General features: G+C 50.6%; 12 protein-coding genes. 6 read left to right on the top strand and 6 right to left on the bottom strand.

Annotation, left to right across the window (positions count from 1 at the left end):
• Window positions 1–5: 5 nt before the first annotated feature.
• The 3 genes from BMZ79_RS20275 to BMZ79_RS20265 are packed head-to-tail and all read right to left on the bottom strand — an operon-like array spanning window position 6 to window position 3,635.
• Window positions 6–1,070 (bottom strand): Ger(x)C family spore germination protein, encoded by a 1,065-nt coding sequence (locus tag BMZ79_RS20275; RefSeq protein ID WP_090643029.1) that lies wholly within the window; start codon window positions 1,068–1,070, stop codon window positions 6–8.
• A complete protein-coding gene (locus tag BMZ79_RS20270; RefSeq protein ID WP_090643028.1) occupies window positions 1,067–2,155 on the bottom strand; it encodes a GerAB/ArcD/ProY family transporter in 1,089 nt (362 codons plus the stop codon). The genes BMZ79_RS20275 and BMZ79_RS20270 overlap by 4 nt, the downstream gene beginning before the upstream one ends.
• Before the next feature lie 31 nt (window positions 2,156–2,186).
• Window positions 2,187–3,635: a spore germination protein gene (locus BMZ79_RS20265; RefSeq protein WP_090643024.1), complete on the bottom strand. Its 1,449-nt coding sequence runs from the start codon at window positions 3,633–3,635 to the stop codon at window positions 2,187–2,189.
• Window positions 3,636–3,918: 283 nt separating this feature from the next.
• Between BMZ79_RS20265 and traF the strand changes: the two genes are divergently transcribed.
• Both traF and BMZ79_RS34355 read left to right on the top strand, forming a co-directional pair.
• The gene (traF, locus tag BMZ79_RS35590) at window positions 3,919–4,104 is read left to right on the top strand and encodes a conjugal transfer protein TraF (RefSeq protein ID WP_090643022.1); all 186 of its coding nucleotides are present in this window, start codon (window positions 3,919–3,921) and stop codon (window positions 4,102–4,104) included.
• 74 nt (window positions 4,105–4,178) lie between these two features.
• Window positions 4,179–4,325 carry a hypothetical protein gene (locus tag BMZ79_RS34355; RefSeq protein WP_177222233.1) on the top strand — a complete coding sequence of 49 codons (147 nt, stop codon included), beginning with the start codon at window positions 4,179–4,181 and terminating at the stop codon, window positions 4,323–4,325.
• Between the two features lie 119 nt (window positions 4,326–4,444).
• Here the strand turns inward: BMZ79_RS34355 and arsC are convergent, their stop codons facing one another.
• Genes arsC through BMZ79_RS20245 form a run of 3 tightly spaced genes read right to left on the bottom strand, consistent with a single transcriptional unit; the run spans window position 4,445 to window position 6,646 of the window.
• Window positions 4,445–4,867 (bottom strand): arsenate reductase (thioredoxin), encoded by a 423-nt coding sequence (gene arsC / locus BMZ79_RS20255; protein ID WP_090643020.1) that lies wholly within the window; start codon window positions 4,865–4,867, stop codon window positions 4,445–4,447.
• 2 nt (window positions 4,868–4,869) lie between these two features.
• Window positions 4,870–6,318 (bottom strand): arsenic transporter, encoded by a 1,449-nt coding sequence (locus BMZ79_RS20250; RefSeq protein ID WP_090643017.1) that lies wholly within the window; start codon window positions 6,316–6,318, stop codon window positions 4,870–4,872.
• Window positions 6,319–6,331: 13 nt separating this feature from the next.
• Window positions 6,332–6,646 carry an ArsR/SmtB family transcription factor gene (locus BMZ79_RS20245; protein WP_090643015.1) on the bottom strand — a complete coding sequence of 105 codons (315 nt, stop codon included), beginning with the start codon at window positions 6,644–6,646 and terminating at the stop codon, window positions 6,332–6,334.
• Between the two features lie 389 nt (window positions 6,647–7,035).
• On the opposite strand from BMZ79_RS20245, the gene BMZ79_RS20240 reads away from it, so the two are divergent.
• The 4 genes from BMZ79_RS20240 (at window position 7,036) to BMZ79_RS20225 (ending at window position 12,077) form a co-directional block, all read left to right on the top strand.
• Entirely contained in the window at window positions 7,036–7,386 is a 351-nt protein-coding gene (locus BMZ79_RS20240) for an ArsR/SmtB family transcription factor (protein WP_090643013.1), read from the top strand.
• A 65-nt stretch (window positions 7,387–7,451) separates the two neighbouring features.
• A complete protein-coding gene (locus tag BMZ79_RS20235) occupies window positions 7,452–8,270 on the top strand; it encodes an arsenite methyltransferase (protein WP_090643011.1) in 819 nt (272 codons plus the stop codon).
• Between the two features lie 251 nt (window positions 8,271–8,521).
• Window positions 8,522–10,261 (top strand): ABC transporter ATP-binding protein, encoded by a 1,740-nt coding sequence (locus tag BMZ79_RS20230; protein WP_090643008.1) that lies wholly within the window; start codon window positions 8,522–8,524, stop codon window positions 10,259–10,261.
• The gene (locus tag BMZ79_RS20225; protein WP_090643006.1) at window positions 10,242–12,077 is read left to right on the top strand and encodes an ABC transporter ATP-binding protein; all 1,836 of its coding nucleotides are present in this window, start codon (window positions 10,242–10,244) and stop codon (window positions 12,075–12,077) included. Before BMZ79_RS20230 ends, BMZ79_RS20225 begins: the two co-directional genes overlap by 20 nt.
• The last annotated feature ends 166 nt before the right edge of the window (window positions 12,078–12,243 follow it).

Genomic DNA, 12,243 nt, shown 5'->3' with positions numbered 1-12,243 from the left:
GTCATTTATTGTATGATCCCGCTTTCCATGATATTGACTTGAACATCGATATCCACCTTCATCAGCGGGTATTGGCGCATCCAAACGTCTTCGTTCCAGCGAGGATCTCGGCTTCTTGCGAAGTCGCCTAAACCTAAAGGATCGACGGCATTTTTTTGAAAGGTTTTTATGAGTTCCGTTTCTGCTTGAAGGAGCTGCTGTTTGAATCGATTATTCAGGTAGCGGAGATGCTCGTCTGAAGTAGGGTTCCCCTCTGCTTCTCTTATTTTGCAGTTCATGTGCAAATTAATCCTGATCGCTTCATTCTTCGCCTGGTACTTTACGGTGGAACCGACGTTCTCAACTGCCAGGAAGGTTCCGTTGTCAAGTTTAACTTCATAGACACCGTCATTCATGTCTTTCAACAACAGCTTCATAAGCCTGGATTGGTCGAAATCCAGAGAGGCCACGTACTTGTCCTTTTTGAATAGCGCCGTGCCGGAAACGACGATACGGTCATGACGGTATTGAAGAATAGGCAAGAAGGGATCCAGCCCTTTTCCTGCGAGCGCATATTCAAATTCATGCAAATTCAGACTGGGAAGAGCCCCTTTCCTTGTATTCGCATCAAGAACACGGTAGAGGAACATGCCTTTTTCTTCTTTCTTGCTAAAATCTTCTTTGAGCAGGTCTTTGGCCTTTCCTTCGACGACGGCCAAGTACATTCTGCGCGAAAAATAAGTGTTCCGCAACAGGAGATCCAACTCCTTTTGCACCCCGCTCTTAGCCTTGTCGCTGCCGAATAATACAACGGAGAGTTTCCCGGGTTGCAAAGGCTTGTCCATCTGCGTGCCCAAGGACTCGCGAATTTTGGTACTCGTATGACCCGATTTTGTATACAATTCATCGGATACCACCTCGGGCTTTCCCGCTTGAAACTGAGGAACCGCCAATGTGATTTCAAGTTGGTCCTTCGATATTTCGTCGAACGAAGCGACAATAAACAGGTTGATTCTGTCCAGAATTTGTTGCTTAACGCAAGCCGTCAATAACAGACAGATCATCGATGCCGTGCAAAGTATCCGTTTCACTTCGGTTTCTTCACCTTTGTTCTGAGGATGTCGTATAAGTAGAGAAAGGGGAGGTATCCAAAAATCACGCTCATCCCCGACAGCTTAATCCAGGATTGAACGGCATCGACTCCGATGCGATTCGGAATCAGACAGGTTGCGACAAAAACGATACCTAACAAAAACGGAAGAGCTCTTCTCTGTCTAATGGAACACGTATACTTCAGGATGCGGCCGGAAACCCATATGCATAAACAAATAACGGGAAACAGCCGCAGTACGCTAGCTGAAGATCCGATAAATTCAAATCGTTCTACGAAAGGAAACTGGATGAACTTATATTTTATCAATCCGGGCCATATTTCATTCGACAACTGCTCCGGTTTGAAGGTTATGACTGCGAAGATGACTTCCACGGCATAAATGAGCGTTATGGATACAACGCCCCAATGCGCCCACTTTTGCGATTTTTTCGGCGTTTTAATAAACGGATAACAAAAAGGAATCATTTCTATGCCCATGTAGGAAGCGGTCATTTCCTTCGTTGCTCCGAAAATAGCCTGCGGGGAATGACTCATTGCAGGTAATAAGTTGTTGAAATGAAAGTAAGGAACCATAAAAAAAATCGTGATAAAGAGAACGGTGTTCATAAGACTGAACATGCAAATGCCAACGATAACGCGAAAACCGCATAAAATGATGTAGTATGCAATCAGAAGCAGCACAAGCGCCAATGACCAGGTTTGCATTTCCGGAAACATCCAAACTTGAACCACTTCAATAAATAACCGTACTTGATAGACGGTTACGAAAAGAAAATAGACGGTAAATAGGATATTGAGCAGCCGGCCAATCCATGGACCGAAGAGGAGGAGGTGAATGTGCATCAGATCCGTCTGATGGCGGTGAAGGACGCTGTACATCATGGCAATGACAATATGGATGCCGGCGGAGCAAAGCAAGACCGCGATCCAGGCATCTTGGCCTGCCAGTTGGACCGGCTTAGCGGTAAGGAACAGAAAGTCGATCCCGAATAGCATGGCGTGAATGATAACGAAAGTCAGATAAGGGGAGACGGTATTCCGTTCTTGGATGTGTAAAGCCAAAATGAATGCCCTCCCTGTCCCATTACCGTCGTTACTCGTCAATGTCTTTTTTTAAGTTTGCCTTTCGTTGATCAAACCGGACCGCATTCTTGGTCCTATAGAACTGCGGTCGCTGGTGAAGTTTGGAATAGGGCGGACGGATCATCGTATCCGTTAAACCCTTGGATCGTAACGGATAAAACGGAACCAGATACGGCATCCCCAGAGAAGTAAGACGCAGAAGATGGGTCACAACAATGACGGAACATAAGAAAATACCCAATAATCCCCACATTTGGGCAAAAAGTATAAATGGAAACCGCAGAATCCGTATCGTGTTGCTCATGCGAAATACAGGCGTTGTGAACGAAGCCATGGCCGCCAGCGCAACAATGATCAACAAAAAGTTACTTGTCAGCGCGGCCTGAACGGCGGCGGTTCCGAGTACGATGCCTCCAACGATTCCTATGGTTTGCCCGATCTTGGATGGCAATCTCGCTCCGGCTTCTCTCAGCAGCTCAATGGCCAATTCCATGATGAGAACCTCGACAACGGGCGGAAAGGGAACATTAATTCGGGAAGCAATAATCGTCGGTAAAAAGGCATTTGATATTCCATGACCATGATAAGTCAATACGGCGACGTACACGGCCGAGGCTAAGATGGAGAACAGGACGGAAGTAATGCGGATCATGCGAATAATGGAACCGATTATCCAAGGCAAAAAATAATCTTCGTACGAGGTGAAGAAATGCTCAAGCGTAACGGGTCCTAAAATCGCATTCGGCGACCCGTCGACTAATATGCAAACCTGCCCCAATGTCAACCCCCATACGATCCGATCCGTTCGTTCCGTTCCAAGCATCTGTGGAAAGATCGAGTTTGAATTGTCTTCGATAATTTGTTGAATGATGGTGATATCCGTAACCGTATCGAACTGAATGTCCCCGATTCGCTGCAGACAGGTTTGGATGTATTGTTCATTCGTGATGTCTTCAAGATAACAAACGACTACTCTCGACTTGGAAACCTCCCCGACATGAAGTTCTTTGATGCGCAAGGAAGCCACCGGCAACCGCTTGCGAATCAAATTCAGATTGGTATCCAATGATTCGACAAGCGCCTCTTTCGAACCCTCGACATTGAATTCGATTTCTGGCTTTGATACCGTACGCCCTTTCGATAAGCACGCATTAAGCAGGATTGTTTGAGCACTCGAAGCTTGTTGAATAGCTACATAGCCGAGAAGTAATTTATTTCGTATCTCATCCCGGTCCGAGGAGCGCTCTTTTTCGGCGATAGGCAGCTCTTCGAATAATTCATCGAAGAGAAGACCGGTGTTTATGCTAATAAACTCAAGAATCTGTTCATTGAGTATGTTTATATCCGTAATGGATTTAAGAAAGCAGATCAAATAACGATCAGCGTGATTGGATTGGCGCAGATAAACGAAATCAGAGGATTCCCTAAATTCATCCCACATTTCGGGGATTTTAAACACGTCAAATCCAGCTCCTTCCTAAAACTTTATATCATTATGTCCTACGCGGAGTTACTTATACGCGTATAGATCGCCATGAAGCGTTGCGTATAATCGATCAGGCAAACGCGAAATCTGAAGAGGAAGCATCCTCGAGAATCGTTTATTGATTTAAATATTCAATCATTTGCATTGAAATGTTGAAATTGATCAATCATCATAATTTTCATAGAATGAAGTTGCCTGATCGGAGATAGCGGCATTATGCATCCAGAAGGGGAGGAATTGACAAAGGAAAATTTTCGTGGACAACGATGATGGAATTACGCTCGTTTACTTTTATGAGTCTGATTGCGATTCCTGTCGAGAACAGCTTCCTATTGCCGAGGAGTTAGCACAAGACCTGAGATACATCGCTCGCATAGTTAATGTGAATCTCCAACAGGAGAAAGAAATTAGCGACAAGATCTTGATGTCATGCCCGGTCTGAGCTCTTACATAAGTTTGCCGATATTGGATAGGATAAGGTGGGTGGTTTCATCATTTGGAGAAAGGGATGTTCAGATGAACAATAATGAAATAACGGATCCCAAACAAGAGGTTAGCCAAGAGAAGCATAATAACGCTCAGGCGATGAATGAATCGGGAATCGACTTCATTTGGGGCAGCGACCAAGATGAGCTAGTCGAGGAGCATAAGAAAGAGAAGTAATCCCTGAAGTAAGAAGGTACGGGCGCAAAAGCGATGGATCTGTTCCATCGCTTTTTTTGCATAGCAGCGCCGAGTTGCGATTGGTTTTGGTCTTCATGCGGTTGATCGACGCTTCTTGCTCATTCACCGTCGCTCAAGAATTGTTCGATTCGTGCTTTGACGGCATCGCGAACGTTCCGGAATTGTGCCATAATCTCTTCTTCGGTCCCCTGCGCTTTCGCAGGGTCCTCAAAGCCCCAATGCCATTTGGTCACGGTTTTGTTCGTAATTACGGGGCAATGCTCATCGGCATGTCCGCAAAGCGTAATCACGTAGGTCGCGCGGTTGAGCGTCTCCGAATCGATGACGTTGGAGCTATTGCCGCCGATATCGACGCCGGCTTCCTTCATGACTTGAACGGCACGAGGGTTCAGCCCATGCGCTTCAAGCCCCGCGCTTTTCACTTCGTATTTGTCGCCTCCGAGGGCGTTAAGAAATCCATCGGCGATTTGGCTGCGGCAAGAGTTGCCGGTGCAAAGGAAATAGACGAGCGGTTTGTTCATGATTAATGGTCTCCCTTATCCTGAAATTGATTGATTTTTACCACTTCATTTAGGTCTTCTTTGTTCTTCCTTGAACGGAAGAGTACGTTCATCAGCCCTGCGACGAGAGCCGCGATTATAACGATCATGCCGATCAGAAGCCAAACATTCATGCTTGTTGAATGGATTAGGCGAAGCCACAAATACAAACCCGTTAAGGTAATAAAGAGAGTCGGAATGGTAAGGATGATGCCTGTTCTAAAATAATGTCCCCAAGTGATCTTCACGCCTTTGCCCGACAGCACATGCAGCCAGAGCAGGGTGGCGAGCGATCCGATCGGCGTGATTTTCGGGCCTAAATCCGAACCGATCACATTGGCGTAGATGAACGCTTCACGAATTATACCTGTCGGATTTGTACCGTGGATGGCCAGCGCATCAATCATCACGGTTGGCATATTGTTCATGATCGAGGAAAGGATGGCCGCAATAAAACCGGAACCTACGGCTGCAACGAATAAGCCTTGTTCCCCCGTCCATTTGAACACATCGCCGAGCTCATCCGTCAAGCCTACGTTGCGGAGGCCGTAAACGACCACATACATGCCGACGGAGAAGAAGACAACGGCCCAAGGCGCACCTTTGACGAGCTTCCAGGCGCGAATTTCTCGGCTTTGACGAGCCAGAATCAAGAAGACGATAGCCGCCGCGCCTGCAATGACGGATTCCGGAACCTCGATAAATTCACTCGTTAGATAGGCGATAAGCAGAATCGCGAGGATGACCCAAGAGATCTTGAACAACCTCATGTCCTTTATGGCATCAGCCGGCCTTTTCAACTGGCCAAGCTCGTATTGCTTAGGAATGCTTCGCTTAAAGAAAAGGAGGAGCACGAGCAAGCTCGCCGCAACGGAAAAGAACGTGGGTACGATCATCCTGCTGGCATATTCAGCGAACCCTGCACCGAAGAAATCCGAAGAAACAATATTCACAAGGTTGCTGACGACGAGTGGGAGGGATGCCGTATCGGAAATAAATCCGCTTGCCATAACGAAGGGGAGAATCATACGATCATCAAACTTAAGTGCCCTTACCATCGCCAATACGATCGGCGTCAAAATAAGGGCCGCCCCGTCATTGGCGAAGAACGCGGCGACCGCTGCTCCGAGCAAGATAACGTACACGAACATGAGTTTGCCGTTTCCTTTGGCGAAACGGGCCATGCGGAGCGCGGCCCATTCAAAAAAACCAATCTCATCAAGAATGAGAGAGATTATAATAATGGCTACGAATGTAAAGGTGGCGTTCCATACGATTTGAGTTACATCCCATGCGTCATGAAAATCAACGACACCACAAAGCAGGGCAACGACCGCGCCGCCGCATGCGGACCAACCGATAGTAAGGCCTTTCGGCTGCCAGATAACGAATATTAACGTGACCAGAAAGATAATCGATGCAAGTGCTAGCATAATGCCTCCCGAATCAAGTACAACCTTGTGATTTAAACGCATTAACCTCTTCTTGCATAGATGGAAGTTGATCGATCACCTGCTTCAAATAAGGCTTATCGTCCAGATTCAAGGAGTAATAAACCCACTGGCTCCGTCGTTCTTCATGGATAAGGCCACCGGTCTTTAGCTTTTTCAAATGCTGGCTGGCATTTGGCTGCGTCGTCTTTAATAAGTCAACGATGTCGCAGACGCACATTTCCCTATGGCGGAGCAAAGCCATGATGGTTAGTCTGGTTTTATCGGAGAGAAGCTTAAGGGAATCGGACATTTCCTCAATGGTTTGCAATAACCGTGCACCGCCTTTCAATTTTGTTAGCGATTAAACGATTCATTTGTATTATACATGCCCGCTCGTATAAGTAAATGATTATATTAGTGGACAGTGATATTGGCAGATAAATCAATTTTTTTTGATTTAACCTTGATTTCCCTTTTTCTTCACGCTACACTCGCTTCATCAAGAAAATTTGATGAATGGAGCGGTGACCGGATGTTGAATCATTACGCCATCGAAAAGCTAATGAAGCTGCAACAGAACGAATTGGAGCAACGTGCAAGTCAAGCATGGAAGCGGGAGAAATTGAGCACGAAAGCGGAAGCGGTACGCAGGGAACCCATCTTCAAGCAGAAGACGCTAGCCTGCTGTCCGGCGTGCTGCTGACGGGGGCGATTTCGATGATAAAAGAACTTCCGGTCAACGTTGCTTGCGGTGAAGCCGTTGATTTTACATCCTACGAAGCTAAATTCAAGGCGTTATCCGATCAAAAGAGGCTGCAAATCATGTACGAACTGACCCAGAAGGGCAGCGTGTGCGTGTGCGATCTCGTGGAGATCGTGGATATGTCTCAATCCAAACTGTCGTATCATTTGAAGATTCTGCTCGACGCCGGACTCATCGCGCGCGAGACGAAAGGCACTTGGAGTTACTACGAGCTGAACCATGCCGAGGTTAACCGCCTGCTGTCGCCCGAACTGTGCTGCCTATTCCGTAAAGCGGAGGAGCGTCCAAACGACTGCTGTTCATAAGCCCGCGCCGTGGGTTTTAATTGTCCTCTACATCAAAATAACTTGATTTAAGGGAGAGATTGAATATGAGCCAGGTTCAAAATGACCAGGTACGTCAGCATGTTCGCAATCGTTATAAGGAAATCGCCATCCAAGACAGCAATGGTTCAAGCTGCTGCTCGCCTTCTTCGGCGGGCACGAGCTGTTGCGGCAGCGTCGATGACGTCTCGGCTAAACTCGGCTATTCGAGCGAAGAGCTCGCGGCGGCGCCTCAAGGCGCAAATCTCGGGCTGGGATGCGGGAACCCGCAAGCCATTGCTTCCATTGCGCCCGGGGAAACGGTCCTCGATCTGGGGAGCGGAGCTGGGTTCGATTGCTTTCTTGCCTCGAAACAAACGGGGGAAACCGGCCGAGTGTACGGGGTCGATATGACGCCCGAGATGGTGAGCCGCGCACGCGGGAACGCCGTGAAGAACGGGTATACGAATGTCGAGTTTCGCCTTGGCGAAATTGAACATTTGCCGATTTCCGATTCGTCCATTGATGTCATCATGTCGAATTGCGTGATTAATTTGTCCCCCGATAAGCAGCAGGTGTTCAATGAGGCCTACCGCGTATTAAAGGAAGGCGGGAGACTCGCCATATCGGACATCGTGACGACCGCGGAGCTGCCGGCAGAGGTAAAGGAGAATTTGGACGCCTTAGCGAGCTGTATTTCCGGGGCTTCAACCGCGGAAGAGGTTAAAGCCATGCTGCACGCGAGCGGCTTTATCGACATCGTTGTCGAACCCAAAGACGATTCCCGGGCATTTATAAAAGATTGGGTACCTGGGGCGAATATGGCCGATTATATTCAATCAGCTGTTATTCAGGCAACGAAGGGAGGAATTAAACCGCAGTCATGAAACAACGTAATAAAATGCGTGATAGCAAAGCCGTTATCCATGGTGATGACGGCTTTTTTGCGTTAAAGCGGCGCAAGTTTATCGATTTGCCGATCGCCATAAGGCCTATAACTTGTATATAATGAACGAAAGAAATGAAGCAGGGACTGGCTGTTCGAAGAAGCGAACAACGGGGCAATGGTAGAATGGCGAGCTGAAAAAACGACTGGCTGCATAGGTAATGCGATCCTAACTTGGCGGAGGAACCAGGCATGACCAACATGTTGCGTTTTTTGGGGAAGTACAGAGTTGCGGCCGGCATGGCCGTCGTGATGGTGCTGGTTGAACTGGCAGTGGAGCTGATTCAGCCTTATCTCATCTCGGTCATTATTGATGAAGGTATTTCGCAAAAAGATACGTCGGTGGTGCTGCTGTGGGGCGGAGTCTTGGCAGGCGGCTCGGCTGCCGCATTCCTCGCCGGTATTCTGAGCTCGTTTTTTGCCTCGCATGCCAGTCAGGGGTTTGCGTTCGATGTCCGGGAAGCCCTTTACGCCAAGGTGCAGGGATTCGCCTATCCGGTTTTTAATCGCTTTGCCACCTCATCCCTCATCACCCGGCTAACGAATGATGTAACGCAGCTTCAGGATACGGTATTCATGGGACTGCGGTTTATGCTGCGCATGCCGCTTGTTGTCATCGGGAGCATCATTATGGCGCTTGTCGTGCATGTGCAGCTGGGATTCCTGCTTACCCTGACCGTTCCCGCACTGCTCGTATTCGTCATTTGGATTATGAAGCAAGCTTCCGTATTATTCAAAACCGTCCAAATGAGGCTGGATACGCTGAACCGCGTGATGCAGGAGAATCTGTCCGGCATGCGACTGATCCGCGTGTTTGTCCGGCGCGTGGAAGAAGCGAGCCGTTTTGGGCGGCTGAGCCGGGAATTGATGAAGAGTACGGTCTCCGCCTTGCGTCTGACGGAGATGACGATGCCTTTTATCCTGCTGATCATGAACGCGGGCATTATTGCCGTGCTTTGGTTTGGGCAGCGGCAAATAAGCATGGGGACCGCGACGGCGGGCGAAGTGGTGGCGGTCGTGAATTATTCGCTCCGAACGGCGGGCGCCCTGTCGGCCTTCTCCATGATTGTGTCGGCCTTCTCCAGAGCCCGCGCGTCTGCGCAGCGGGTCGATGAAGCGCTTAACGCGGACAGCGGGGCGCCGGTCAGGTCAGGCCGGAATCCCGAAGGAGCGTGTGAAGGGGGAATCGAATTCGAACATGTTTCCTTCCAATACCCGCACTCGGAGGCGCGCGTGCTGATGGATATAAGCTTCAAGGTCCGTCCGGGCGAAACCGTGGCGATCCTGGGGGCTACAGGCTCGGGCAAATCCTCGCTGATGCAGCTCGTGCTGCGCCTGTACGAGCAAACCTCCGGGGTGGTTCGCATCGACGGACGGGATGCCCGCGAGCTGGACATGGAATATTTGCACCGCTCTATCGGCTATGTCTCCCAGGAGGTGCTGCTGTTCTCGGGCACGATACGCGATAATATCGCTTGGGGCTTGGAGGATGCCAGCATGGAGCAGGTGATGGAAGCGGCTAGGCTGGCGCAAATTCACGAGACGATCGAGAAGCTGCCGGATCGTTACGATACCCTTCTTGGACAGCGGGGCATCAATCTCTCCGGAGGGCAAAAGCAAAGGCTGTCCATCGCCCGCGCCTTGATCCGCAAGCCGGCTATTCTGCTGCTGGATGACAGCACCAGCGCGCTTGATACCCGAACGGAAGCGGCATTGCTGCAGGCGCTCAAGGGCATGTCCTGCACGATCCTCCTGATTACGCAGAAGATCAGCTCCGCGATCGGGGCGGATTTGATTCTGCTGCTGGACGAGGGCAGTCTCCTTGCACAAGGAACCCACGGGCAGCTGATGGCCAGCGACGGCTTGTACCGGCGAATTTACGAATCCCAAATCGGGAAGGAGAGGGCGGAGTATGTGGAAAGCTATAAGTGAGCCCTTCCGGTATCCCGGGCCGACCGTGAAAGATGCCGCTCCGGTCGCTTCTCCATCGGGCCCGCGGGCCAAAGCCCAGGCGAAGGACTGGCAGGGAACGCTCAAACGGATCTGGCAATATCTGTCCCGCCGGAAAGGCAGGCTGTTGCTCGTCATGCTGCTGGTTATCGGAAGCTGCGGGCTCACGCTGCTCGGTCCGTATCTGATCGGCATGGCGATCGACGATTATCTGGAAGGACCGGGCGGCAGGCCATGGGTGCTGTTTCTGCTCGGATTGACTTGTGTCTATGTGCTTCAGTCCATTGTGGGCTGGCTGCAAAATATCTGGATGATTCAGATCGCCCAGGAAACCGTTCTGAGGATGCGCACCGATCTCTTCGCGCAGCTGCATCGCCTGCCGATCCCGTTCTTCGGGAAAAACCGGCAGGGCGATCTCATGAGCCGCATGACCAACGATATCGACAGCGTGAGTTCTACGCTCAACAGCTCGGCGATCCAGCTGTTATCCAGCGTGCTGATGCTGGCGGGCACGGTCGTCGTCATGCTGCTGCTCAGTCCGCTGCTTACGCTGTTGACTTTTTTGGTGGTTCCGCTGATGGTGCTCGGCATGCGGTGGATTACGCGGCGGACGGGCGCGCTATTCAAGGAGCGTCAGCGGAATTTGGGAGAATTGAACGGGTTCGTGGAAGAAACGCTTTCCGGTCAGCGGATTATCAAAGCGTTCTCCCAGGAAGAGCGGGTCATTCAAGTGTTCCATGAGCACAATGCGCGCATCAAGCATTCGGGATTCTGGGCGCAGACCATATCGGGCTTCATTCCCAAATTAATGAACGGTCTCAACAATCTGAGCTTTGCGATTATTGCCTGCGTCGGCGGACTATTGGCCATCCGGGGGGCGATAACCGTAGGCGTCAACGTCGTGTTCGTCGAGTACGCCCGGCAGTTTACCAGACCGCTTAACGATCTGGCCAACCAGTGGAATACCCTCTTGTCCGCCATCGCAGGAGCAGAACGGGTATTCGAAATCGTGGATGAACAGGAAGAAGAGGCGGACGAGAGTACGGCCGTTGCGCTTGATGCCGTGGCGGGCGGGATCGTCTTCCATAAGGTGTCCTTCGCTTACGAGGCGGGAAGAAGCACGCTTAAGGAGATCAGCTTTGAGGCGAAGCCCGGTGAAACGATCGCGATCATCGGTCCGACCGGAGCCGGGAAGACGTCGCTGATTCAGCTGCTCTCCCGTTTCTATGATGCGCATGCGGGGACGATCACGCTGGACGGACGGGATCTCCGGACGATCCGGCGGGAAAGCCTCCGCTCCCATATGGCATTCGTGCTGCAGGATTCCTTTCTGTTTGAAGGAACGATCCGCGACAATATTCGGTATGGCAAGCTTGATGCCACCGACAGCCAGGTGGAAGAGGCCGCCAAGCTCGCCAATGCCCATTCATTCATTATGCGGCTGTCCGGCGGATACGACCGGGTGCTGGCTGCCGATGGCAGCGGCATCAGTCAAGGGCAGCGGCAGCTGCTTGCCATCGCGCGCGCCATTCTGGCCGATCCGGCCATCCTCGTGCTGGACGAAGCGACGAGCAGCATCGATACCGTGTCCGAAATCAAGATCCAAGAGGGCTTGAAGCGGTTAATGGAGGGACGAACGAGCTTCGTCATTGCCCACAGGCTGAACACGATCCGCGAGGCCGACCGCATTCTGGTGCTTAAGGATGGACGTCTAGTCGAGCAGGGGGCTCATGAAGAGCTGTTGGACAAGCAGGGGCTGTATAGCGAACTGTATCATGGCCAGCTGGAGCAGAAATGACATTCACTAAGAATGGGCTCTGTCTTACGGAGTCAAAGACCGGCCGCGGGATCGTCCTGCGGCCTTCTTTGCCGTTGGCCAGTGCCCGTCATTTAATCGGAACCTTGAAAAATACAACGAGTGCAATGGCAAACAGGGAGACAACTTTATTTCCTGCGCGAAGCAT

The sequence above is a fragment of the Paenibacillus sp. UNC496MF genome (assembly GCF_900113915.1).
In the GTDB taxonomy this organism is placed as follows: domain Bacteria; phylum Bacillota; class Bacilli; order Paenibacillales; family Paenibacillaceae; genus Paenibacillus_Z; species Paenibacillus_Z artemisiicola.
The sequence above is the reverse complement of the archived record's forward strand: the minus strand, read 5'-3'. Positions and strand labels throughout refer to the sequence as shown.